At 63.5% G+C, this 21,651-nt stretch carries 25 protein-coding genes and 1 pseudogene; 9 read left to right on the top strand and 17 right to left on the bottom strand.

The window, feature by feature from the left end; genetic code table 11:
- Nucleotide 1 precedes the first annotated feature (1 nt).
- From IVB12_RS22575 to xoxF5, 5 genes are all read right to left on the bottom strand, one after another.
- Nucleotides 2-454 carry a (2Fe-2S)-binding protein gene (locus IVB12_RS22575; RefSeq protein WP_247302116.1) on the bottom strand — a complete coding sequence of 151 codons (453 nt, stop codon included), beginning with the start codon at nt 452-454 and terminating at the stop codon, nt 2-4.
- 633 nt (nt 455-1,087) lie between these two features.
- Nucleotides 1,088-1,651, bottom strand: a complete 564-nt coding sequence (gene gfa / locus IVB12_RS22570; protein WP_247280480.1) for an S-(hydroxymethyl)glutathione synthase — start codon at nt 1,649-1,651, stop codon at nt 1,088-1,090.
- A gap of 30 nt (nt 1,652-1,681) precedes the next feature.
- Nucleotides 1,682-2,791 (bottom strand): S-(hydroxymethyl)glutathione dehydrogenase/class III alcohol dehydrogenase, encoded by a 1,110-nt coding sequence (locus IVB12_RS22565; RefSeq protein ID WP_247302114.1) that lies wholly within the window; start codon nt 2,789-2,791, stop codon nt 1,682-1,684.
- A gap of 60 nt (nt 2,792-2,851) precedes the next feature.
- Nucleotides 2,852-3,343, bottom strand: a complete 492-nt coding sequence (locus tag IVB12_RS22560; protein WP_247302298.1) for a c-type cytochrome, methanol metabolism-related — start codon at nt 3,341-3,343, stop codon at nt 2,852-2,854.
- A 110-nt stretch (nt 3,344-3,453) separates the two neighbouring features.
- Nucleotides 3,454-5,259, bottom strand: a complete 1,806-nt coding sequence (xoxF5, locus tag IVB12_RS22555; RefSeq protein ID WP_247302112.1) for a lanthanide-dependent methanol dehydrogenase XoxF5 — start codon at nt 5,257-5,259, stop codon at nt 3,454-3,456.
- Nucleotides 5,260-5,769: 510 nt separating this feature from the next.
- Here xoxF5 and IVB12_RS22550 point away from each other — a divergent pair.
- A complete protein-coding gene (locus IVB12_RS22550; RefSeq protein WP_247280483.1) occupies nt 5,770-6,738 on the top strand; it encodes a helix-turn-helix domain-containing protein in 969 nt (322 codons plus the stop codon).
- Between the two features lie 48 nt (nt 6,739-6,786).
- Here IVB12_RS22550 and IVB12_RS22545 read toward each other — a convergent pair.
- The 5 genes and pseudogenes from IVB12_RS22545 to IVB12_RS22525 form a co-directional block, all read right to left on the bottom strand.
- Nucleotides 6,787-7,211 (bottom strand): annotated as a pseudogene (locus IVB12_RS22545) (hypothetical protein).
- Between the two features lie 130 nt (nt 7,212-7,341).
- The gene (locus IVB12_RS22540; RefSeq protein WP_247302109.1) at nt 7,342-8,331 is read right to left on the bottom strand and encodes a tripartite tricarboxylate transporter substrate binding protein; all 990 of its coding nucleotides are present in this window, start codon (nt 8,329-8,331) and stop codon (nt 7,342-7,344) included.
- 200 nt (nt 8,332-8,531) lie between these two features.
- The gene (locus IVB12_RS22535) at nt 8,532-9,461 is read right to left on the bottom strand and encodes a transporter substrate-binding domain-containing protein (protein WP_247302106.1); all 930 of its coding nucleotides are present in this window, start codon (nt 9,459-9,461) and stop codon (nt 8,532-8,534) included.
- The gene (locus tag IVB12_RS22530; RefSeq protein ID WP_247302104.1) at nt 9,458-9,814 is read right to left on the bottom strand and encodes a cytochrome c; all 357 of its coding nucleotides are present in this window, start codon (nt 9,812-9,814) and stop codon (nt 9,458-9,460) included. Before IVB12_RS22530 ends, IVB12_RS22535 begins: the two co-directional genes overlap by 4 nt.
- 10 nt (nt 9,815-9,824) lie before the next feature.
- Nucleotides 9,825-11,489, bottom strand: coding sequence for a methanol/ethanol family PQQ-dependent dehydrogenase (locus tag IVB12_RS22525; protein ID WP_247302101.1), 1,665 nt, complete (start codon nt 11,487-11,489; stop codon nt 9,825-9,827).
- Between the two features lie 338 nt (nt 11,490-11,827).
- On the opposite strand from IVB12_RS22525, the gene IVB12_RS22520 reads away from it, so the two are divergent.
- The 5 genes from IVB12_RS22520 to IVB12_RS22500 all read left to right on the top strand — a co-directional run bounded on the left by IVB12_RS22520 (nt 11,828) and on the right by IVB12_RS22500 (nt 14,258).
- Entirely contained in the window at nt 11,828-12,220 is a 393-nt protein-coding gene (locus tag IVB12_RS22520; RefSeq protein WP_247302097.1) for a calcium-binding protein, read from the top strand.
- 123 nt (nt 12,221-12,343) lie between these two features.
- Complete coding sequence (locus tag IVB12_RS22515) at nt 12,344-12,667, top strand: hypothetical protein (RefSeq protein WP_247302094.1); 324 nt, start codon at nt 12,344-12,346, stop codon at nt 12,665-12,667.
- A gap of 228 nt (nt 12,668-12,895) precedes the next feature.
- Nucleotides 12,896-12,976: a pyrroloquinoline quinone precursor peptide PqqA gene (pqqA, locus tag IVB12_RS22510; RefSeq protein WP_008562446.1), complete on the top strand. Its 81-nt coding sequence runs from the start codon at nt 12,896-12,898 to the stop codon at nt 12,974-12,976.
- A gap of 24 nt (nt 12,977-13,000) precedes the next feature.
- Nucleotides 13,001-13,906 (top strand): hypothetical protein, encoded by a 906-nt coding sequence (locus IVB12_RS22505; RefSeq protein WP_247302092.1) that lies wholly within the window; start codon nt 13,001-13,003, stop codon nt 13,904-13,906.
- 142 nt (nt 13,907-14,048) lie between these two features.
- Nucleotides 14,049-14,258, top strand: coding sequence for a hypothetical protein (locus tag IVB12_RS22500; RefSeq protein WP_130211758.1), 210 nt, complete (start codon nt 14,049-14,051; stop codon nt 14,256-14,258).
- A gap of 10 nt (nt 14,259-14,268) precedes the next feature.
- Here the strand turns inward: IVB12_RS22500 and IVB12_RS22495 are convergent, their stop codons facing one another.
- Genes IVB12_RS22495 through IVB12_RS22480 form a run of 4 tightly spaced genes read right to left on the bottom strand, consistent with a single transcriptional unit; the run spans nt 14,269 to nt 17,110 of the window.
- Nucleotides 14,269-14,622 carry a hypothetical protein gene (locus IVB12_RS22495; protein ID WP_247302089.1) on the bottom strand — a complete coding sequence of 118 codons (354 nt, stop codon included), beginning with the start codon at nt 14,620-14,622 and terminating at the stop codon, nt 14,269-14,271.
- Between the two features lie 50 nt (nt 14,623-14,672).
- A complete protein-coding gene (locus IVB12_RS22490) occupies nt 14,673-15,383 on the bottom strand; it encodes an ABC transporter ATP-binding protein (RefSeq protein ID WP_247302086.1) in 711 nt (236 codons plus the stop codon).
- Nucleotides 15,373-16,110 (bottom strand): ABC transporter permease subunit, encoded by a 738-nt coding sequence (locus IVB12_RS22485; RefSeq protein WP_247280494.1) that lies wholly within the window; start codon nt 16,108-16,110, stop codon nt 15,373-15,375. Before IVB12_RS22485 ends, IVB12_RS22490 begins: the two co-directional genes overlap by 11 nt.
- Nucleotide 16,111: 1 nt before the next feature.
- Nucleotides 16,112-17,110: an ABC transporter substrate-binding protein gene (locus IVB12_RS22480; protein WP_247302083.1), complete on the bottom strand. Its 999-nt coding sequence runs from the start codon at nt 17,108-17,110 to the stop codon at nt 16,112-16,114.
- An 87-nt stretch (nt 17,111-17,197) separates the two neighbouring features.
- Between IVB12_RS22480 and IVB12_RS22475 the strand changes: the two genes are divergently transcribed.
- Nucleotides 17,198-17,557: a hypothetical protein gene (locus tag IVB12_RS22475; protein WP_247302080.1), complete on the top strand. Its 360-nt coding sequence runs from the start codon at nt 17,198-17,200 to the stop codon at nt 17,555-17,557.
- Nucleotides 17,558-17,750: 193 nt separating this feature from the next.
- Here the strand turns inward: IVB12_RS22475 and IVB12_RS22470 are convergent, their stop codons facing one another.
- Nucleotides 17,751-18,569, bottom strand: coding sequence for a quinoprotein dehydrogenase-associated SoxYZ-like carrier (locus tag IVB12_RS22470; protein ID WP_247302078.1), 819 nt, complete (start codon nt 18,567-18,569; stop codon nt 17,751-17,753).
- 42 nt (nt 18,570-18,611) lie between these two features.
- The gene (locus tag IVB12_RS22465; protein ID WP_247302075.1) at nt 18,612-19,538 is read right to left on the bottom strand and encodes a quinoprotein relay system zinc metallohydrolase 2; all 927 of its coding nucleotides are present in this window, start codon (nt 19,536-19,538) and stop codon (nt 18,612-18,614) included.
- Between the two features lie 127 nt (nt 19,539-19,665).
- On the opposite strand from IVB12_RS22465, the gene IVB12_RS22460 reads away from it, so the two are divergent.
- The gene (locus tag IVB12_RS22460) at nt 19,666-20,550 is read left to right on the top strand and encodes a substrate-binding domain-containing protein (RefSeq protein ID WP_247302072.1); all 885 of its coding nucleotides are present in this window, start codon (nt 19,666-19,668) and stop codon (nt 20,548-20,550) included.
- Nucleotides 20,547-21,104 carry a PQQ-dependent catabolism-associated CXXCW motif protein gene (locus IVB12_RS22455; protein WP_247302069.1) on the top strand — a complete coding sequence of 186 codons (558 nt, stop codon included), beginning with the start codon at nt 20,547-20,549 and terminating at the stop codon, nt 21,102-21,104. Before IVB12_RS22460 ends, IVB12_RS22455 begins: the two co-directional genes overlap by 4 nt.
- Before the next feature lie 168 nt (nt 21,105-21,272).
- Here IVB12_RS22455 and IVB12_RS22450 read toward each other — a convergent pair whose 3' ends face one another.
- Entirely contained in the window at nt 21,273-21,572 is a 300-nt protein-coding gene (locus IVB12_RS22450) for a copper-binding protein (RefSeq protein ID WP_247280501.1), read from the bottom strand.
- Nucleotides 21,573-21,651 lie beyond the last annotated feature (79 nt).

The raw sequence follows: 21,651 nt of genomic DNA, 5'->3' as shown, positions 1-21,651 counted from the left end.
GTCACACTCCCGTCGATGCGAGATGGACGGCGTTCTCGATGCGCTGGTAGCAGCCGCAGCGGCAGATGTTGCCGGACATCGCCTCGCGGATCTGGTCGTGCGAGGGTTTTGGGTTGTCCATCAACAGTGCCGCGGCCTGCATAATCTGGCCGGCCTGGCAGAAGCCGCATTGGGGCACGTTGAGCTGGCGCCAGGCCTTCTGCACCGGGTGATCGCCGTTAGTGTGCAGTCCCTCGATCGTCGTGACCTCGCGTCCGGCGACGTCGTTGATCGACGTGATGCAGGCGCGGACGGCCTCCTTGTCGACGATGACGGTGCACGCGCCGCACAGGGCCTGGCCGCAGCCGTATTTGGTGCCGGTCAGTCCGGCTTCGTCACGCAGGAACCAGAGTAGCGGGAGATCCGGGTCGCCGTCCCAGCTCTGTTCCTGGCCGTTGATCTTCACCTTGATCATGATTGTCCCTCGCTCTTCATAAGCATGTTCAATTCAAAACCCATTGACGCCGCCGGAGCGCAATGCCGGTTGCGTCGTGCCGCCGCATCCCGGCCCGTCATCCCGCACGGGCAGATCCCAGCGGGCGGCAGGAATACGAATCGCAATGTCCGGATGTGCTCGATACCTCCCGTTTTGTTCTTAATTGATTGCATTTCGCGCGGCATCGTGACGACGCGATCGTAGCAGAGGTCGCGCCGGCCCGGCGTTCACAGCCGAGTGTTCTCACCGGGAAAAGATTGCATCGATGGTTTGTCAAAAGCAGGGCGCGGCTTGATGCCGCGCGCTTGCGAAACGGGCGCAACCAAAAAAAGCTTCGTCCGCCAGAAGACTGTACGGACGAAGCAGGGTGCCTCAGTCGAGGGAGGGAGAAACGCAAGTACCGCGAATTTCAAACAGGAAGCCGGCGGCCCTGCGCAGTCATTCAGAGACCAGGACTGAGGAGCTGATGGCCCTCACATACGCGTGGTGCAGAAGCGGCGGGATCGCCGTGATGGTCCCGGAAGGGACCGGCCGGCCCGCTGGCGTTGGTGGACGCCAGCGAACCGACAGAAGTCTGGGCGAAGGCGCGGCGGCCCTGCTCAGGCGCCTTGCTTAGGCGGCTTTGGCTTTCGCCACGTGGGTCGCGATCGCGTCCATCAGTGCCGGCGACAGGCAGTCATAGGGCTCCAGTCCGATCTCCTTCAGCCGCGAACGGATGCCCGCCATCTGCTCCGGCTTCACGCCCGATTCGATCACCGAGGAGACGAAGGCGGCGAATTGCGGCGCCTGTGAGCCCTCCTCCTGGAACAGCTCGGGATGGATGAAGTCCAGGCCGTAGAACGGATGGCCCTTGTTCTCGATCCGGCCGTACATGTGGGTGCCGCAGGCCTTGCAGGCATAGCGCTGGATCACCGCGGAGGGATCGACGATCTGGAGCTTGTCGCCGTTCTCGAGCACGGTGACGTTCTGGCGCGGCACCACGGCGACGACCGAGAAGGTCGCGCCCTGCGGCTTCCAGCACTTGGTGCAGCCACAGGCGTGGTTGTGCGCGACGTCGCCCTTGATGCCGACCTTCACCGGCTGGTCCTTGCATTTGCAGACCAGCGTGCCGCCGGCGAAGTTGCCGCTGCCTTGCTTGATGCCGTTGTCGATCAATGGATGGAGTGCAACAGTCATGGGTCGATCCTCCTGGGTGATGGCTGTGAGCTAGAACACGACGACGGAACGGATGGATTTGCCCTCATGCATGAGGTCAAAACCTTTGTTGATCTCTTCGAGCTTGAGCGTGTGGGTGATCATCGGGTCGATCTGGATTTTTCCGTTCATGTACCAGTCGACGATCTTCGGCACGTCGGTGCGGCCGCGCGCGCCGCCGAAAGCGGTGCCGCGCCAGTTGCGCCCCGTGACGAGCTGGAACGGGCGGGTGGCAATCTCCTTGCCCGCTTCGGCGACGCCGATGATGATCGAGGTACCCCAGCCGCGATGGCAGGCTTCCAGTGCCTGGCGCATCACCGTGGTGTTGCCGGTGCAGTCGAAGGTGTAGTCGGCGCCGCCGTCGGTGAGGCCGACGAGGTGCTGGACGATGTCGCCGGTGACCTTCTTCGGGTTGACGAAGTGGGTCATGCCGAAGCGGCGGCCCCAATCTTCCTTGGAATCGTTGATGTCGACACCGATGATCTTGTCGGCGCCGGCCATCTTGGCGCCCTGGATCACGTTGAGGCCGATACCGCCGAGTCCGAACACGACCACGTTGGCGCCCGGCTCGACCTTCGCAGTGTTGACGACGGCACCGACGCCGGTCGTCACACCGCAGCCGATGTAGCAGCTCTTGTCGAACGGCGCGTCCTCGCGAATCTTGGCGACGGCGATTTCGGGCAGCACGGTGAAGTTCGAGAAGGTCGAGCAGCCCATGTAATGGTAGATCGGCTTGCCCTTGTAGGAGAAGCGGCTGGTGCCGTCGGGCATCACGCCCTTGCCCTGCGTCGCGCGGATCGCGCTGCAGAGATTGGTCTTCTGGCTGAGGCAGCTTTTGCACTGCCGGCATTCCGGCGTGTAGAGCGGGATGACGTGGTCGCCCGGCTTCACCGAGGTCACGCCGGGACCGATCTCGCGGATAATGCCGGCGCCCTCATGGCCGAGGATCGACGGGAAGATTCCTTCGCTGTCGAAGCCGTCGAGCGTGTAGGCGTCGGTATGGCAGATGCCGGTAGCCTTGATCTCGACCAGGACTTCGCCGGCCTTTGGTCCCTCCAGGTCGACCTCGACGATCTCGAGCGGCTTCTTGGCTTCGAAAGCGACGGCGGCACGTGTCTTCATCGTAAACTCCTCAAATCCTCGTAGGACGCCAGGAAGTCGTCTTGGCAATCCTGGCAACGTTCATTTCTTGCCCATGCAGGCATCTTCCGCCTTGGTGTAGGCGTCCGTTTTCTCTTCCTTCTTGGCGGGACGCTGGCGGCCCCATGCTTCGGTGGAGCGGGCGCGCAGATAGACGTAGAGATCGTCCATGTAGCAAGCGACGTTCGGGTTGTCGCCGAAGGCCGGCATGACGTTCTCCTGCGCCGTCGAGATGTTCTTGCGGCCGGAGGCGATCACGCCGAGAAAGTCGCCATAGCTCATCGACTTGACGGAATCCTTCAGCGCCGGTGCGTAGGTGGATCCCATCCCGTCCGGCCCGTGGCACACGTGGCAGTCTGAATGATAGCGGCGGTATCCGGAATAGGTGAACCAGTCCACGGTGCCGTCGGCTGAAATCTTGTAAGTCGGGTTTCCTTCTTTATCGAGCCACTTCCCGTCGTCTTCCTTCTTCACCGCGGTCGGGTCACCCGGACCTTCCGCGACCGCAGCTCCTCCGGACACAACGAAGATCATCACAGCAATGACAGAGCAGATTTTACGCAAGAGATTGTCCTCGAAGGCGTTCGGTGGAGACGAGCCGGCGCGTGGAGTTGATCCACGCGCCGGAGCGATGCTGAGCGGGCCTAGTTCGGCAGCGCGAACACGGTCAGCGTGCCGCCGAGCGCCGTGTAGTTGCTGAGAGCCGCGTAGCCACCGACGGCGCCGAGACCGGCGGTCGGATCGGTCAGACCTGCCGCCAGGCCGATGCCGGCCCAGCCACCCACGCCGGAGAGCACGGCAACGTACTGCTTGCCATTGTTCTCATAGGTGGTGACGTTGCCGATGATGCCGGAGGGAGTCTTGAACTTGTAGAGCTCCTTGCCGGTCTTGGCATCGACCGCCTTCAGGTAGCCTTCGAGCGTGCCGTAGAACACCACGCCGCCGGCGGTTGCGAGTGCGCCCGACCAGACCGAGAACTGCTCCTTGTTCGACCAGACGATCTTGCCGGTCTTGCCGTCCCAGGCGATGAAGTTGCCCATGTGGCTTTCACCCTGCGGCGGATACATCGAGAGCGTCGCACCCACATAGGGCTGGCCCGCGGTGTAGCTCACCTTGAACGGTTCGTAATCCATGCAGACGTGGTTGGTCGGAACGTAGAACAGCTGCGTGTCGGGCGAGTAAGCTGCCGGCTGCTCGTCCTTGGTGCCGAGCGCGGCCGGGCAGATGCCCTTCACGTTGACGTCCTCGCCCGCCTTGTCGGTCGAAGCTGCGTCGAGCACCTTCGGGCGGCCATAGGTCGGCGAGCTCTTGTTCATGTCGACGCCGGAGGTCCAGTTCACCTTCGGATCGTACTTTTCGGCGACCAGCAGTTCGCCGTTCTCTCGGTCCATGGTGTAGGCGAGACCGTTGCGGTCGAAATGGGTCAGGAGCTTGCGAGGCTGCCCATTGATCTGCTGATCCGTGAGGATCATCTCGTTGACGCCGTCATAGTCCCACTCGTCGTGGGGCGTCATCTGATAGACCCACTTGGCCATACCGGTGTCCGCGTCGCGCGCGAAAATGGTCATGGACCATTTGTTGTCGCCCGGACGCTGCTTCGGATTCCAGGTCGAGGGGTTGCCCGACCCGTAATAGACCATGTTCAGAGCGGGATCGTAGGAGATCCAGCCCCAGGTGCAGCCGCCGCCGATCTTCCACTGATCGCCTTGCCAGGTTTTCAAGCTGGAGTCCGGTCCGACCGGCTTGCCCAGCGACGTCGTCTTGGCCGGATCGAACTTGATCTGGTCATCCGGACCTTCGGAGTAGGCGCGCCAGACCTGCTTGCCGCTCTTGAGATCGTAGGCGGTGACGTGGCACTGCACGCCGAACTCGCCGCCGGAGATGCCGACCAGAACCTTGTCCTTGACCACCAGCGCGGCCGATGTGCCGGTCTCGCCCTTCGCAGGATTGCCGTTGGTCGCCGACCAAGCCACCTGGCCGGTCTTGGCGTCGAGCGCCACGAGAGTGGTGTCGGCCTGATGCAGGATGATCTTGCCGTCGCCGTAAGACAGGCCGCGATTGACGGTGTCGCAGCACATCACCGGGATGACATTCGGATCCTGCTTCGGCTCGTACTTCCAGACGATTTTGTTCTCGTTCGAAAGGTCAATAGCGTAGACCTTGTTCGGGAACGGGGTGTGGACGTACATCATGTTGCCGATGATCAGCGGCCCGCCTTCGTGGCCACGCAGCACGCCCGTCGAGAAGGTCCAGGCCACCTGGAGCTTGCCGACGTTCTGTGCGTTGATCTGGTTCAGCTTGGAATAGCGGGTATTGGCATAGTCGCCCGCGGGCATCACCCAGTCTTTCGGGTTCTGCGACATCTTGATCAGCTCGTCATTGGCTGAGGCGCTGCCGACGGCGAGAGCCGCCGCGGAGCCAAGATAGGTCGCCAGTAGCACCTTGCGCATAGTTAATTCCTCCGTTGGTCGTTTATTGTTTCCGAAGCATTGCTCAATCACCGGGCTTTTCGTCCGGCGTCTGCTCGTGCAGGGCGGTCACGATCGAGACCAGAAACGATGCTGTGCTGTTTCCTCCTCCTGATGAGAGCCACGGGTCCGCGTGCAGGAGCGGCCCGTTCTTGTTGTTCCTGCCGCAATCCCTAACGACTTCGTCGACGGGAAACTTGCCCAAGAGAGAAGCCGGTTTGCTCGACAGCGCACGGGCGCGAAGATTTTGATTTTGCAGTAGCGAATTCAGCGGTTTCCGCGCGGGCCCGCGCCGCGGTCTGCGCCTAGGTTCCCCTTGACGGCGCTGCAACTAAGGCGGAGGATTAAGTTTCAAAGGTGGCAATGGAACGGAGGTGCAGTTCCAATAGACCGCCCAAGTTTGAGGTAAACGTCACGCAATCACGGCTGAGGGCTCCGCAGCGCTGGTCGCGATTCGCGTCGAATCTCCGGATCAAACCAGTGGCTGGATCAATGTCCGACACCATTCACACGCTCTCGACGACGGGGCTCACGCCGAAGCGGCAGATCCAGAGCTGGATCGATGGTCTGACGAGCCTGTGCGGCCATTTCGACGTCGATCCGCTGGAGGCGTCCTCGCTTGAAGGTCGCATCGACTACACCACCGTCTCGCGCCTGAAGCTCTGCCAGATCGAGGTGAGCCAGCATCGCATCGCGCATACGCTGGCGCGTGCCAAGGCCAATGAACACCCCTACATCAAGATCCACTTCCAAACCTACGGCGTGTCTTATTTCGAGCAAGAAGGCCGCCACATCGAAATCAACCCGGGCGACATCATCGCCTACGACGTCTCCTGCCCGCATTCGATCATCAGCCCGGCCTTCACGCGCCACGACGTGGTGATTGTGCCCAAGGCACTGCTGCGCGACCGCGGCTTTCCCTCGCAGCGGATGCCGGCGTGCAAATTGTCGGCGAAGACCGGGACGGGGCGGATCGCCCATGATTTCGTTCACGCGACTTTCGACGAGGCGGCAAAGCTGTCGGCGAACAGCGCGGTTGGCGTTGCAGATTCACTGATCGACCTCCTGCTGCTACCGCTGCGCGAGGCCGACACGATGTTGGACCGTGTCGGGCCGGAGGCGATGTATGTGCGGGCTCAGTTCTTCATCCGCGAGCACTTGCGCGATCCGGATCTGTGCATCGACCAGATCTCAGCCGAGCTCGGCTGCTCCAAGCGCTATCTGCACATGCTGTTCTCCGAGCGCGGCACCACGGTGAGCGACTACATCTGGCAGGCCCGCCTGCAGAACTGCCGTCAGGAGCTCGAGGCCCACGCCGGCAAGACCATCACAGACGTTGCGTTCTCCTGGGGCTTCTCCAGCTCATCGCATTTCAGCCGCGTGTTCCGGAAATACTTTGGCGTGGTGCCGTCCTCGATCCACAAGGCGCAGCAGGGCACCGCGAGTTCGGGCGAGCATTAGGCGCGCTGCGGCCGTCGCCGGCAATGTTGTGCCGTGATGCGACGTCGGTCAAGCCGACACGGCGATATAGGGAATGCTGGCCAGCAGAACGGCAAGCAGCACCGCGTTCGCCAGCATTCCGCTCCAATGCAGCCGGCGCAGCGACGCGGGGCCTCGGTATCGCCGGCTTCCGTCGCGCTGAGCTGATCGTCCATCCGTTGCAGGAACCAGCGACGTCCCCACATCGCCAAGGTTGCAAGCAGACCAACGCCCGCCGCGGCGACCAGGCGACCGTCGAGCAGGAAAGCTATCGTTCCGATGATTCCGGCAACACGCATCACCAGAAAGTGGGCATTGAACATTCCGCGCAGCAGCTGGGCGACGGGCGCAATATCCAGCTTCACCAGCAGGAAGGCGGGCGAAGCCAACGTGAAATAGCCCATCGGAAAGAGCAGGATGATCATGACAGCTACGGCGACGCCATCCGGTGTCATAGGATCGGCCCTTCTCGTTGGCGCCGGCGAGCTGGCGCCGCACAATCATAGCGCGAAAGTGCATTTCCGACACTAGCTAGGCTTTGGTCGGACGCCAGCGCCGTGAGCGCGACCGCGCCTTGCCTCCGATTCAGGCCGGCTCGAGGCCGAGCGACTTTGCGCTCTCGATCCAGACCGGCAATTCGCGCTGATACAGCGCATTGGTTTCCTTGAATCCGAGGGCCGGTTCGAGCACGAAGGTCGCGAGAACCTCCTTCACCTTCGGATCCTTGTTGGCCGCGACGCAGAGCTCGGCTAGCCGGTCGACGACCGGCTGCGGTGTCGCCTTCGGCACCGCCCAGCCGGTGAAGCCGCTCACGGTGAAGAATTTCGACGTCGCGCCCTGTTCGGGGAGCGTCTTCACGGTCGGGATCGCGTCGACCTTCTTCGAATGCACCGCGAACACGGTGCCGCGGTCGCTTTGCAGGACCGATTGCGCCGCCGTATAGCTGCCCATCGCGGCATCGAGCGTGCCTTCCAGCATGCCGGTCCACATCGGGGCTTCGCCGCGGTAGTGCACCGGCTCGATGGAGAGACCGTATTGCTTGTTGAGCTCGTTGATCGTCATGTGCGGGGCCGATCCCGCGCTGTAGGTGCCGAAATTCACCTTGCCGCTCTTGCGCGCGAAGGCGGCGAAATCCTCCAACGTCTTGACGCCGGTTTTGGGGTTCGCGACCAGCAACAGGCCGGCGCCGGGAATCACGCTGACGAGGGTCAGATCCCTGTCCATGTCGTAGCCGGGATTCTTCATCACCACCCGGTTCATGATGTAGGTGGTCGAGATCGAGCATAGCACGGTGTGGCCGTCGGGCTCGGCGCGGGCGACCTCCGCCGTGCCGATTGCGCCGGAGGCGCCGGGCTTGTTCTCGATGACGACGGTCTTGCCGATCTGCTTGGCGATGAATTCGCCATAGGCGCGCGCCAGCAGGTCGGTCTGTCCGCCGGCGGGATAGCTGCAAATCATGCGAATCTGCCGCGACGGCCATGCAGCTTGCGCCGAGGCGCCGCGCGAGACGAAAGGCATCGCGAATGCGCTGGCGCCGGCGGCGACGAAGTGGCGGCGATCGAGCTTTGCGGACATGATTCCCTCCAGCATTTTCATCGAGGGTACTGCATCGGGTCGTCTCTGCCATCCGCGACAGCCGAGACAGATTGGCGCATTGGTCGCATCACCAGTCGTTCCTGGATGCGAGCGCGGCTCGCCGGCCTGGCATCCATCGGGCTGCACTGCCGAGAGATGGATTGCGGGCCCGCCGTTCGGACGCCCGGAATGACGGGCAATCACCGCTGAATGATCTTCATCCAGACATCGCCGAGGATCGCAGGCTCGCGCGGCGGCAGATAGGTGAGGCCGGCCTGCTTGCCGAATTCGGCGATCTTGCCTTCGGCAGCAAGCTGGCCAAGCGCCGTGTTGACGGCCTCGATCAGCGCGGGATTGCCGGCAAGCCCGACATAGCCGCGATTGACGCCGATCGGATAATAGTAGCCGGATGCGGTGAGCGCCGTATCGGGGTGCGCGGCCCGATGGGCGTCGAAGCGCGCAAGGTCGATCAGCGTCGCATCATGATCGCCACGCTGGAGCGCGCCGAGCAGGTCGTCGCGGCCGGGCACGAGATGGGTAATATTGTCGATCAGGCGCCCCTTGTCGAAGGTCATCAGGATGGCATCGCCGAGCGAGCCGCTTTCGATCACGAGGCGAAGGCCGGCAAGATCGCCAATGTCGCCGATCTTGCGGCCCTTCGCCTTCGGCCCGAGCACCACCGTCATCGGCGAATAGAGGTAGGGCCGGCTCGGCGCGAGCACGCCGATCGCGACGCGGCGGCGCCGGTCGTCACGCGTGGCGCCGGCGAAATCCGGCAGACGCGCCGTCTTCATGCCGGGCTTGACGAGCGAGTCCTGCGTCAGTGCGTAGCCGCCGACCAGTGCGCAGCGCCCGTCCGAGAGCAGCGCATTGGCCTCGAGCTGTGGGCTGGAATCCTCATCGAGCTTGCTCTCGAACCACTGGATCGTGAGCGGCCGTCTCAGCCGTTCCGCGATCGCCTGCGCCAGCAGCACGTCGAAGCCCGCATCCGGCTTGCCCTTTTGATGCACCGAGAGCGGCGGCCGGTCCTCGTCGAGACAGACCTTCAGCGGATCCTCCGCCGCGTGCGCGACCGTAGGCGCCGCGGCGAGGATCGCGGCAACGCTCCACGCGGCAAGCCGGCCCCTCATGGCTTCCTCCGGCTCGAGATGAAGGCCCAGAGGTCTCCGATCTGGTCGTCGCTGAGGATGTCGCCCCAGGGCGGCATCTTGTTGTTCTTGCCATTCTTCACCGTGGTGACGAAGCGCGTCTTGTCGTCGGGAATGGTGCGCAGGTCCGGCGTAATGGTGCCGGAGTTCATCAGGTTCGGGCCGTGGCAGTGCGAGCATTTTTCCGCATAGGTCGACTTGCCATGGTCGATCTGCGCCTGCAGCGGATTGCCGGTTGCATCGTCCGCGGCGCGAACGGTCGCCGCAAGCGCGACCGTCAACACCGCGACGGCGGCGAACATCGCCGCCGTCTTGTGAGATATCTGCTTCAGCATCGTGTCGTGGTTATTGCTTGACCGCAAAAACCCATAGCGAGCCGCCGGGCGGAATCTGGGCCAGTCGTTCGTCGCCGGAAAACAGCGAGTAGACGCCGCCATAGCCGCTTGTCACTGCGACGTACTGCACGCCGTCCTGCTGCCAGGTCACGGGCTGCCCCTCGATGCCGGAGCCGGTCTGGAACTGCCAGAGCTTCTTGCCGGTGTCGGCATCGAAGGCCTCGAACTCGCCGGTCAGCGCGCCCGTGAACACGACGCCACCTGCGGTCGACAGCACGCCGGAGAAGCGCGGGATGTCGACAGGTGCCTCCCATTTCGCCTTGCCGGTCAGGGGATCGATCGCCTTGAGATGGCCGCGCGGGCCGTCTCCGTACTCCCAGAGATCGGTCAGATCCATGCCGAGATACCATTCACCCTGCTTGAAGGTGACGGGCTCGGTCTTGTACCTGCCGCCGAAGGCGAGCGTGTTGGCATAGGCCAGGCCGGTCTGCGGATTGAACGACATCGGCTCCCAGTTCTTGCCGCCGAGGATCGACGGATAGACGGTGACCTTCTTGCCCTCGCGCGCGTCCTTCGAAATGTCGGTCTCGATCGGACGTCCGGTCTTCATATCGATTCCGGTGGCCCAGTTGACCTTCACGTAGGGGTTGGCCGCGAGCAGCTTGCCGTTGGTGCGGTCGAGCACGTAGAAGAAGCCGTTGCGGTTGGCGTCCATCAGCACCTTGGTCGGCTTGCCCTCGATGTTCATGTCGGCGAGCACCATCTCGGCCACGCTGTCATAGTCGAACGGATTGTTCGGCGAGAACTGATAGTGCCACTTGATCTTGCCGGTCTTGGGATCCATCGCCAGCACGGAGCAGGTGTAGAGATTGTCGCCGGGGCGGACCGCCGAATTGAACGGGCCGGGATTGCCTATGCCCCAATAGACGGTGTTCAGCTCGGGATCGTAGGACCCCGTGATCCAGGTCGAGCCGCCGCCGAGCTTCCAGGTGTCGCCCTTCCAAGTGTCGCCGCCGGGCTCGTCAGGGGAAGGGATCGAATGGGTGCGCCAGAGATGCTTGCCCGTCGCCGGATCCCAGCCGTCGATGAAGCCGCGCGTGCCGAATTCTGCGCCCGAGATGCCGGTGATGACGACGCCGTCGGCGACCAGCGGAGCCACAGTCATCGAATAGCCTTCCTTGATGTCGGCGGCCTTCTGCCGCCACAACTCCTTGCCGGTCTTGGCGTCCAGCGCGATCACGTTGGCGTCGAGGGTGGTGCGGTATACTTTGCCGTCGTAGAGCGCGGCGCCGCGATTGATGATGCCGCAGCAGACGATGCGCGGCGTCTCGGCGGGATACTCGACCTTGGTTTTCCAGATCTGCTTGCCGGTCTTGGCGTCCACCGCCATGGTCGCATTGTGCGAGGTCACGTAGATCACGCCCTGGTACACCAGCGGCTGCGATTCCTCGCTGCGATCATCGTTGAAAGAGTAGTTCCAGACCGGGACGAGGTTCTTGACGGTGTCCTTATTGATCTGGTTCAGCGTCGAGAAACGCTGCAGATTGTAGCCCATCCCGTAATTGAGAACATTCGATGTATCGGTCGCGCCCTTGACCAGTTGCTCGGTGGTCTGTGCGCTTGCACAAGTCGATGCAAGCATGACGAGGCTCGCGGCCATCGCAAAGCGTTTCATCCGTTCCTCCCAATGTGCGCGCCTTTTGACGCTGCAGGAGCAACACTCCGCCCGAATACAAAACGCGTCAATACGAAAGTCGCAAGTCCGGCGCCGATATGCTGGCGCCGGATGCCGGTGACCTGACGGAGACCTGACAGCTCAGCCCCCCCACTTGTGCGCAGACGCTGGAAAAATTCCGCGACGCGAAGCGCTGGGCCGCAAGCGGGCCGGGTCGGCGCGGCCCGCTTGCGCGAGTCGTGGCGCGCGCAGGTTGTAATTTCCGGCTTGAACCGGGTCACATTTGTGGCCTTATCTCATTTCGATCCCGCTCGAATCGAGATTCTCAGGAGGTTTCGATGATGTCACGTCGCTCAGTCGCGCTTGCGCTCACGATTGCATTGCTGTCCGGTCCGGCCTTCGCGGCATCCGGCAACGCGGTCAAGATGTTCGATACTGACAATGACGGAACGCTCGATCTCGCCGAGGTGAAGAAGGCGGCCAGCGCATTGTTCGCCAAGCTCGACCCTGATCACGACGGCACGCTCGACGCTCGCGAATTGCGGGGGCGGCTGTCGGCGAAAGAGCTCGCCGCCGCCGATCCTGATCGCGATGGGACGCTTACGCTCGATGAATACCTGTCCGTGGTGGAGCAGCGCTTCAATGCGGCCAATCCGGACAAGGACGGGACGCTCGACGCAAAAGAGCTGAACACGCGGGCCGGCCGTGCACTGCTGCGGCTGCTGCGCTGAGGTCCGCTCCCGGCAGGAACTTAATTCCGATCGGAAGCCCGGAACATCGGGCTATTCGGCCTGTTCTCTTCGCGATGTCCTGCTCCGCGCCGGGGCAGCGCGGCAGGAGAAGAGGAGAAGCAGATGAACACGAAACATTCCGTTTTTGCTGCCTGCGCGATCCTGACGTTGAGCGCGGGCGTCGCCATGGCCGGTCCGTGCAACACCGGCAGCGCCAGCACTGACAAGGATGCCGGTTCCGGTCCAGTCACCGTGGGCTCGGCGCAGTCGCAGAGTTCGTCCAGCGAAACGGGGCAGCATCCGCCGACCAGCACGATGAATCGTGCCAGCAGCGGCGCAGCTGCCTCGTCCGAAGATGCGCAGCGGCAGATGCAGAGCCAGCCAACTGCGGCGGAGCGGGCGGAAGGTGCTAAGCCTAACACGCAAACGGCAGGTAAGGACTGCTGACGACGCGGCACTGTTGGTGTCGGTTCGAGGCGCGGTTTCTCGCGCAGGGCAATGTCCCCAAGATCTGTAATTGACCAAGAGAGAACTGACTTTGCCCGAGAGCGAAATGCGGCCGCGAAGAATCGACACAGACGCGTGCGGCCTTCGAATCGGCGCTTGAACTACAGGGGACCCAGCCCTAGGTTTTGCCCCGCGCGATGTCGCGCTGAATACCTTGGGAGACCCCGAATGGCTTGGAAAGCTCCGAAGATCGTGGAAGTGCCGGTCGGCATGGAAATCAACATGTACGCCTGCGCTTCGCGTAAGTAAGACTGACGACCTGCCGCGGCTTCGATGGCAAACGCCGTCGAAGCCGTGGTAGTGTCAGGAATGCGCGCGAGAGCCAATCCCTTCTGGACCATAGCTGCCTGCACAGTCGCGCTTCTACCTGTATGCGTCAGCGCCGAAGAAGGCTTTGATACCGAGCATATCTTCGGCTTCATGATCGGCACCGATGTCGGCAGCGTCGGCGAGCGCGAATTCCAGAGCGAGACGACGGGACGATTTGGTAAGGGCGGTGGGACCTATCGCGCGCTCACGAAGGAGGTCGAGATCGAGGTGGTGCCGCTGCCGAACTTGCGTATCGAGGTCGGCGGTACCGCCAGCTTGCACGACATCACCGGCGTCCCCGACACCGACGATCGCCGCCAGTTCAACTTCCAGGGCGCCTCGCTCGATCTGCGTTATCGTCTGCTCGACCGCGCGCACGCGCCATTCGGCCTGACTGTCGCCGCCGAGCTCCATGGCGACCGCATCGACGAGACCAGCGGCGCGAAGGGACGGACGTACGGCACCGATTTCACGCTTGCGTTCGACCGCGAGCTCGTTCCGAACTTCGCCATCGCCGCGCTCAATCTGATCTATCAGCCGGAATGGGCGCGCTTCGAGATGGCGGGACTGTCCGAGAAGAGCTCGACGATCGGGGCGGCGGTTGCCGGCATGGTGCGCGTGCGGCCCAATGTGCTGCTCGGCGGGGAGATGCGTTATTTCCGGCAATACGACGGCATCGGCCTCGGCGAGTTTTCGGGCCACGCCCTGTTCGTCGGCCCCACCGCATATTTTCAGCTCTCCGAGCGCTCGCGGCTGACCTTGAGCTGGAGCATGCAGGCTTGGGGACGTCCGGCCGGATCATCCGCCAATCTCGACCTCGTCAATTTCGAGCGTCACCAGGCGAGGGTTGTATTCGGGGTTAACTTTTAACGCAGCCATGTTCCCCTCTGTTCGCCCGCGCGGAGAGGAGAAAGAAGCCCCATTTTCTCTCACGCCGGATTGAAACTTCCCGCTCCTTTGCACGTAACCTTTCGTGCTAGTCTCCATCGCCCCTTTGCGAGAGGATCCCGGCATGAACCCGATTGACCTGGTGGTGACTGTCTGTGCGGTGCTCTCGCCCGCGACCTGCGAGGAGCAGCATCTGGTGTTCAACTATTCCGGGTCGCCACGGCAATGCGCGATGGCCGCGCCGCCCTATATCGCGCAATGGGTCGGCGAGCATCCGAAGTGGCATGCGGTGCGATGGCGCTGCGAATATCCGCACCCGAACGACAAGGCGTAAGCCGGCCTCGCTATTTGGTGCAGTCCTTCAGATCCTTGTCGGCGATCGAGAACACCGCATCCGCCCTGATCTCGATGTCGCGGACGATGCACTGCCGTGAATTGGCATAGCTGACCTTGGCATCATAGCGGCCCGGCTCGACGCCGGTAATGCGCAGCCGCTCGTCGTGGTCGACCTCCTTGTCCTTGTCGTTCAAGCATTGGTTCGGACCCCAGTCGGTCCTGCCGGCCGGAGCGAGCTGGAAGCCGGAGATCGTCTCCGTTGTGAGATTCCAGAGCCGGATGCCCTTGCCTTTGGTCTGCGCGAGCGCCGCGCCCGGCATCGCGACCAACAGGATGCCGATCGCAATCAGCTGACGTCGCATCGTGAAACCTCCCTCGACGGTCTTGTTTGGCCCCAGTTGACCACGAGTGTTCATTTCGATTCAAGCTGCAGCGCCGCGAGCTCGGCCTTGATCCTGCCGAGATCGGTTTCGCTGCGCTCCGCTCGCGGGATCGCGATCGGCACCTCCTGCACGATGCGCGCCGGCCTGGGCGACAGGAAGAGCAGTCGGTCGCCGAGCCGGATCGCATCGTCGATGCTATGGGTGACGAGCAGCGTCATCACCGGACGGCTCGCCACCAGCGTTGCGATCTCGTCGCGCAGGCGGCCGGCGAGCGCGTCGTCGAGCGAGGCGAGTGGCTCATCGAGCACCAGCAGATCGGGCTCGACCGCGAAGGCGCGGGCCAGCGCCACGCGCCGGGCAAGGCCCAGCGACAACTCGCCGGGGAAATGGTCGCGATGCGCCTGAAGCTCCAGGATCCTGAAAAGCTCGGATAGTTTGGCCTCGGTCACACCGGACGCAGCCAAGCGCACGTTCTGCTCGACCGAGCGCCACGGCAGCAGCCGCGGCTCCTGGAACACCATGCCGATCCGCGCCTTCGGCGGCCGCGCGATGCGCCCCTGAAATTCATGATCGAGCCCGAGGATGATGCGCAGCATCGTGCTCTTGCCGCAGCCGGAGGGGCCGATCAGCACGCCGACCTCGCCGGATTGAAGCGCGAATTTGACGGGCGCCAGCACCTCGTGCGTCCCGCCCGCGGCACTCCTGAACGTCTTGCCTGTGATCTCGACCTCAAGCCGCACGGGGCCGCCACCGTGTTGCGCGGGCTTCGAACGGCTGCACCAGCAAGGTTTCGATGACGAGCACGACGGCGGCGAAGGTCAGCGAATAGGCGAGCAGCCGCGGCGTGTCGAACAGCTGGAAAGCGACGCCGATCTCGAAGCCGACGCCGTTAGGGCGGCCCAAAAGCTCGGCGACCAGCACGATCTTCCATACCAGAGACAACCCGGAGCGCGCGGAGGCTGCGATATAGGGCGCGAGTTGCGGCAGCACGACGTGGCGGAAGGCGCGCCAGCGCGGCATCGCGAACACGCTCGCCATCTCGTCGAGCGAGCGGTCGAGCGCGCGGGTGCCCTCGCGCAAGGTGACGATGGCGGTCGGCAGCTTGTTGATGGCGATCGCTGCGATCGCGGCGGCTTCAGTCAGGCCAGCCCAGATATAGGCCAGCACAATCACGACCAAGGCCGGCAAATTGAGCAGCAGGATCAGCCAGGGATCGCCGAGCCGGTCGGCAAGCTTCACCCGTCCCATCAGATAGCCGATGGCGCTGCCGAGCGACATTGCCAGCACGAAGGCGAGTGTGACGCGGGCCAGCGTGACGCCGAGATGCAGGAACAACGCGCCGCTCGCGGCTTCCGCGATCATCACCTCGAGCACGGCAGGCGGGGAGGGCAGCTTTGCGCCGCCGACGAACAGCGCGGCGATCCACCAGATTGCGAGGAACAGGACAGACGAGACAAGACGCAGCACCTCAGTCTCCGGGGACTGCGTGATAGAAGGTGCCGGGATCGAGCTCGGCCGCCGGCCCGACGAGATCGCGGCCACCGATCTCGGCGAGCACGCGGTAGAGCACGCGCGCATCCGCCTCCTCGTCGGCGATGCTCCGGCGCGGGATGCCGTCGCGATAGCGGTCGCGATAGGTCTTGAGCAGGACCGGATCGGCAGTGCCGGTGAGCGGCGCGACCTTGTCCCAGGCCGCGTCCGAGGTCACCAGCAGCTCTTTGGCCTTTCGGGTCATTGCGATGAAGCGCGCGATGGCGTCACGATGGCTTGCCGCCCAGCTCTCGTCGAAGACATAGCCGACCGCGGCGACCGGGCCCTTGGCACCGAGTTTTGGCAGGATGTCCTCGATGCCGGCGAGGCGGCGAAAGCCCTTGGCCTCGAGCTGCGCGCAGAAATTCCAGAAATTGAGGCTCGCATCCATCTCGCCGTCGAGCGCCTTGGCCGCGATCAGGGGTGGTGCGCCATAGACGATGGTCGCCGCAGACTTCAGGTCGATGCCATCCTGCCTCATGCGGGCCTGGAGCAGCAGCCAGCTCTTGTCGATCGCTCCGCCGGCGATCGCGAGCTTGCGTCCCCTGAGGTCGGCGAGCGTCTTGATCGGAGAAGCCGCCGGCACCATCACCGCGCCAAGCGCGCTGGAATAGGGATAGAAAGTGAGCTTGGCGCCGAGCGCGCGCTCGCGCGACACCCATAGCCAGTCCGACAGGATGATATCGGCGCCACCTGCGCGCATCGCGATCTTGCCCGCTTCCGTGCTCGCGAGCTCGGTGACCTCGAGCGAGAGGTCGGCCTCCTTGTCCAGACCGTTCGCGCGGATCGCGGCCAGCTCCCAGGAGAATGTTCCGGTTTTCTGCACCGCAAGGCGGATGGTCTCGGCGGCGCGGCCGGGTACGGCCAGCGTCGACGCCAGCGTCACTGCGAGCACCAATGTTCGACCGAGTGCTCTTATCACACCACGTGCTCTCATCACCTTGTGAGCCGTTTCCTCTGACGGAGTGCTTTTCAGGACAATACGCATAGCATAGCTTTGGTCGCAACCAGCGGGAGGATGCGTATGAAACTGGCGGGACAGCTACGACCGATTGTCGCCGCATTGACCGTATTGGCAGTGACCGCGTGCGCGGCGCGGGCCGAGGACGCCAATGATTATCCGACATCGGCGCGCGCGGAGTACGTCTACGGCTGCATGAAAGCCAATGGCGAGACGCGGTCTGCGATCGAGCAATGTTCGTGCTCGATCGACGTAGTCGCCTCGATCGTGCCCTATGAGCGCTACGTCACCGCGGAAACCGCGCTCAGCATGTCCCAGGTCCGCGGCAATCTCGGCGTCCAGTTCCGCACCTCGGAGCAGGCGAACTCGGCGGTGAATGATCTCCGGCGCGCGCAGGCCGAAGCCGAGGTGAGGTGCTTTTGAGTTGTGCGGCAATGGAGGGGGAGGGTCGATTGCGCGCAGCGCGAGCGGGGGGTGATCTCTCCACCTCGGGCACTGTTGGGTGTGGAGAGACCGTCACCCCACCCCGTCTCACATTCCGCTGCGCTCCATGGGAGCCGACCCACGGGCGAGCTACGCTCGTCCCGGTCTCCTCCAAGGGAGGGTGCTCCTCGCCTTACGTCCCCGGCTTCTCCACGTCCCACTCATTGCGGAACACGTGCCCATCCGTGTCCTTCGCCTCCGCGCGAAAGCGCTTGGCGCCGTTGGAGACGTAGGTGAAGCGCAGATTGGGATCTTCCGAGATCGAGATGCCGCCTTCCATCGACAGCACCGGGCTGTCGTCCTGCGTCAGCTTGAGCTGGTTGATGAAGAAGGCCGGGATATAGAGCTGCGTGACCTGGTCCATTTGCAGGCCGGAATTGTTGGGATGGCCGATCATGATCTGCGCCTCGCGGACGCGGCTCGCCGGCGCGTCCTCGCGCGCGAATTGCCGATAGCGCATCTGGCCGAGGCGGTTCTTGGCCTCCTCGACGTTCTTTGCCGCCGGCGCAGAGCAACCGCCAGAGGCCTTGACATAGACTTTGGAGACATAGAGCTGGCCATCGCTGAGCTCGGCGACCGCATGCACGTCGGTGTAATTGTTGACGCGCACGCGCGTCGAGATCTCCGTCACATTGGCATCCGGTCCGAGTTCGAACTTCGCTGCCATCGGAGCGGGATTGCGGTCGATCACCAGCGTGATCGAACGGATGCGCCGCGCATCGCCGGGCGACAGCTTGCTGCGCAGCGTGACCGGCACGATGGCCGCATCCTCGGCGCGATAGGGCATTTCGATGCCGATGACGGTGCTGCCGTCGTTCATCGGACGGTTGCTGAAGATGTCCTGCACCAAGCCCGGCCAGGGGTCGTCGGCCTCTTCCGCCTGCACCGGCATCGCGAACGCGATGCCAAGCAGTACGGCGGTCAAGGCCAGGCGGCGTGTGCATCCCAACATGGTCATGGTCCTGCGGGCGTTTCGCCCATCGTAGCGCGCCCGCTACTCCCATTCAATTTCTGAAAATGCTGCGGTTGCGTTGCGGGCATTGTAGTCCTCGAACAACGCCCAGCGCGGCCGTTCCGACCCGGCGGCCTTGTCGGCGGCGGTTCGGATCGGCTCGCCCTTCTTGTTCAGTGCGCGGACGTCGGACAGCAGCGTTGACAGGTAGCGTCGCTCATCGGTCAGCGCGGCAGGCCAGTCGCTCACGGGGCCGTGACCAGGAACGACGCGCAGCGCCGGAATGGCCTGCAATTCCTTCAAAGTGTCTAGCCAGCCGCGGATGCTGCCGTCCACGACCGGAATGTGGCGGAGAAAGACGAGATCGCCCGCGAACAAGGTTTTGGTCGTCTCATCGAACACAGTCAGATCATTGTCGCTGTGCCCGGCCGGCCAGGCCCGCAGGGTCAGCCGGCGCGACCCGAGATCGAGCGTCGTCGTGTCCGAAACGAGCAGGGTAGGGGCAATGATGTTCACGGGATCGATCAGCTGATTGCCCATGATGCGGCGAAAATTGTCGAGATAGAAAGGCCCGCGCGTCGCGAGCGCCTGGGGAAGCTTGTGATGGCCGACGAAGATGGTGTTTCCATCGGCGAAGGCCGCATTGCCGAAAACATGATCGGGATGGCCGTGGGTGTTGATGACGTAGCGGATCGGCTTGGGCGTCTTCACCCGCACGGCCGCCAGCAGCGCCTTGCCTTCGCGGTAGCTCCCGCCGGTATCAATCACAGCCACCGCATCACCGCCCACGATGAAGCCGACGTTGGCGATGTCGCCCTCGTTTTCGCGGGTCATGAGGGCGATGGTCCCGGAGTGTACGAAGATTCCCGGCGCGACTTCGCTCACAGGCAATTCGGATGCCTCGGCGCGTGCTAGCGTGACGAACCCCAGCAGGAACAGGACTGCGATTGTTGAAGCGATGTGAGACACTTTTCCGCCTCAGTTCAGAGTGTTTGCTGCATTGCGCTGCAACAAAGCAACACCAACACAAAGCTGGCAAGACATGGCGCGTCATGCGTTGCATGGATACATTCAAACAAAACGAGGAGGAAGCGCGATGACGGAGGCCGGACGACATCGTCGCTGGTTGTTTTCACTGTGGATCCTGGTGGCGTCCTGCGCGTTCGGCAATGCTGCGATCGCGCAGACCAACGAGACCGGCGACCTCTCCTTCGAATTGGTCGATCCAAAGGTGCTGCGCGTCTGCGCCGACCCGCGCAATTTGCCGTTCTCGAACGAGAAGGGTGAGGGGTTCGAGAACAAGCTCGCCGAGTTCTTGGCGGACAAGCTCCAGAAGAAGCTCGACTACGTCTTCTTCCCGCAGGCCACCGGCTTCGTGCGCATGACGCTGGGTGCGCATCGCTGCGACGTCATCATGGGCTTCCCGCAGGGCGACGACCTCGTTCAGGGCACCAATCCCTATTACCGCACGACTTATGCGCTGGTCGCCAAGGTCGGCAGCGGACTCGAGGACGTCGATACGCTGGAGGACGCGCGGCTGAAGGGCAAGCATGTCGGCATCGTCGCTGGCACGCCGCCGGCGACCAACATGGCGATAGCCGGTCTGATGGGCGATGCAAAGCCCTATCCGCTGATGATCGACACCCGCTTCGACAATTCGGCGCAGGCCATGATCGACGACCTCGCCGCCGGCAAGATCGACGCCGGCGTGCTGTGGGGCCCGATGGCCGGCTATTATGCAAAAAAGGCCGGCGCTTCGCTTCACGTTACGCCATTGGTCAAAGAAACCACCGGGCCGAAGCTGGTCTATCGCATCGGCATGGGCGTGCGCCCGGCCGATCAGAACTGGAAGCGGCAGCTCAACAAGCTAATCCAGGAGAACCAGGGCGAGATCAACAAGATCCTGCTCGACTTCGGCGTACCTCTTTTGGACGAGAACAATCGGCCGCTCGGCGCGGAGACGGCCAAGAAGACGCCATGAAACGGCATCTTGCCGTTGCGCTGCTCGCCGCTGTTCTGACAGGGCCGGCATTGGCACAGCAGCAGGAGCCGTTCGAGCCTGAAGGCTACCGCACCGACAATTACCGCGCGCCGGTGCCGGCGACGCTCGCCGGCGCCCGCGTGCTGACGACGGCGCAAGCCGAGGCGATCTGGCGGGCGAAAAGCGGTGCCTTCGTCGACGTGATGCCGCGGCCGCCGAAGCCGAAGAACCTTCCCGCAGGCACCGTGTGGCGAGATGCACCGCGCAGGAACATTCCGGGCAGCCTGTGGTTGCCGGACACCGGCTACGGCGCGTTGCCGCCGGCCGTGGACGATTACCTGCAGCGCGGCCTCGCGCGTGCCTCGCGCGGCGACAAGGCCGCGCTGCTCGTGATCTATTGCCTGGCCGATTGCTGGATGTCGTGGAACGCCGCCAAGCGCGCGCTGGCGTATGGCTACTCCAACATCGCCTGGTACCCTGACGGCACCGACGGCTGGGAGGGCGCAAAACTCCCGACCGAGGAAGCGCAGCCGGAGCCGCGCCCGGAGCCGTAACGACACACAATTATGCCGGGGCTTGTCCCGCCTGCGCGCCGAAGCCGCGTCGGCGCGAAGGTCGGGGCATCCACGTTCTTCGTTGCGCGTGGCTAGACGTGGATGGCCGGGACAAGCCCGGCCATGACGCTGTGTCGCAGCTTGGAGAAGTGAAGGCGAAGACCGCACCTACTGCTTCTGCAACTTCGTCAGCGTGCCCGTGCCGTTGGTCTCGGTGGCGGTATAGGTCACCCTGTCGCCGGCATGAACGGCATCCAGCATCGCAGCGTCCTTTGCCTTGTACTCCTGGAGCGCGCCGGCGCTTCCTGAGCTGGCGCCGACGGTGCCCTTCTGCGTCTGCTGGATCGAGATCGTGCCGTTGAGCCGATCGATCCGCGTGATCATTCCGGTCAGATCGTCGGCAAAGGCGCTGGATGCGAACATGGTGATGACCGCAACGCTCGCGAAGATGAATTTCGTTGTTCCCATCGAGGCCTCCCGATGTCTTGGATGTCCTGGATTGACTTCGACAAGACATCCTAGAGCGATTTGGTTCCGCCAGATAGCG

The sequence above is a fragment of the Bradyrhizobium sp. 179 genome, assembly GCF_023073535.1.
Taxonomy (GTDB): Bacteria; Pseudomonadota; Alphaproteobacteria; order Rhizobiales; family Xanthobacteraceae; genus Bradyrhizobium.
The sequence above is the reverse complement of the archived record's forward strand: the minus strand, read 5'-3'. Positions and strand labels throughout refer to the sequence as shown.

Coding starts and splice junctions, on each gene's coding strand:
- pqqA (WP_008562446.1), top strand. CDS start 12,896: ATGGCTTGGAAAGCTCCGAAGATCGTGGAAGTGCCGGTCGGCATGGAA.
- IVB12_RS22515 (WP_247302094.1), top strand. CDS start 12,344: ATGAACACGAAACATTCCGTTTTTGCTGCCTGCGCGATCCTGACGTTG.
- IVB12_RS22540 (WP_247302109.1), bottom strand. CDS start 8,331: ATGTCCGCAAAGCTCGATCGCCGCCACTTCGTCGCCGCCGGCGCCAGC.
- IVB12_RS22475 (WP_247302080.1), top strand. CDS start 17,198: ATGAAACTGGCGGGACAGCTACGACCGATTGTCGCCGCATTGACCGTA.
- IVB12_RS22470 (WP_247302078.1), bottom strand. CDS start 18,569: ATGTTGGGATGCACACGCCGCCTGGCCTTGACCGCCGTACTGCTTGGC.
- IVB12_RS22480 (WP_247302083.1), bottom strand. CDS start 17,110: ATGAGAGCACGTGGTGTGATAAGAGCACTCGGTCGAACATTGGTGCTC.
- IVB12_RS22500 (WP_130211758.1), top strand. CDS start 14,049: ATGAACCCGATTGACCTGGTGGTGACTGTCTGTGCGGTGCTCTCGCCC.
- IVB12_RS22575 (WP_247302116.1), bottom strand. CDS start 454: ATGATCAAGGTGAAGATCAACGGCCAGGAACAGAGCTGGGACGGCGAC.
- IVB12_RS22530 (WP_247302104.1), bottom strand. CDS start 9,814: ATGCTGAAGCAGATATCTCACAAGACGGCGGCGATGTTCGCCGCCGTC.
- IVB12_RS22455 (WP_247302069.1), top strand. CDS start 20,547: ATGAAACGGCATCTTGCCGTTGCGCTGCTCGCCGCTGTTCTGACAGGG.
- IVB12_RS22505 (WP_247302092.1), top strand. CDS start 13,001: ATGGCAAACGCCGTCGAAGCCGTGGTAGTGTCAGGAATGCGCGCGAGA.
- IVB12_RS22560 (WP_247302298.1), bottom strand. CDS start 3,343: ATGATCTTCGTTGTGTCCGGAGGAGCTGCGGTCGCGGAAGGTCCGGGT.
- gfa (WP_247280480.1), bottom strand. CDS start 1,651: ATGACTGTTGCACTCCATCCATTGATCGACAACGGCATCAAGCAAGGC.
- xoxF5 (WP_247302112.1), bottom strand. CDS start 5,259: ATGCGCAAGGTGCTACTGGCGACCTATCTTGGCTCCGCGGCGGCTCTC.
- IVB12_RS22520 (WP_247302097.1), top strand. CDS start 11,828: ATGATGTCACGTCGCTCAGTCGCGCTTGCGCTCACGATTGCATTGCTG.
- IVB12_RS22550 (WP_247280483.1), top strand. CDS start 5,770: ATGTCCGACACCATTCACACGCTCTCGACGACGGGGCTCACGCCGAAG.
- IVB12_RS22525 (WP_247302101.1), bottom strand. CDS start 11,489: ATGAAACGCTTTGCGATGGCCGCGAGCCTCGTCATGCTTGCATCGACT.
- IVB12_RS22565 (WP_247302114.1), bottom strand. CDS start 2,791: ATGAAGACACGTGCCGCCGTCGCTTTCGAAGCCAAGAAGCCGCTCGAG.
- IVB12_RS22450 (WP_247280501.1), bottom strand. CDS start 21,572: ATGGGAACAACGAAATTCATCTTCGCGAGCGTTGCGGTCATCACCATG.
- IVB12_RS22460 (WP_247302072.1), top strand. CDS start 19,666: ATGACGGAGGCCGGACGACATCGTCGCTGGTTGTTTTCACTGTGGATC.
- IVB12_RS22495 (WP_247302089.1), bottom strand. CDS start 14,622: ATGCGACGTCAGCTGATTGCGATCGGCATCCTGTTGGTCGCGATGCCG.
- IVB12_RS22535 (WP_247302106.1), bottom strand. CDS start 9,461: ATGAGGGGCCGGCTTGCCGCGTGGAGCGTTGCCGCGATCCTCGCCGCG.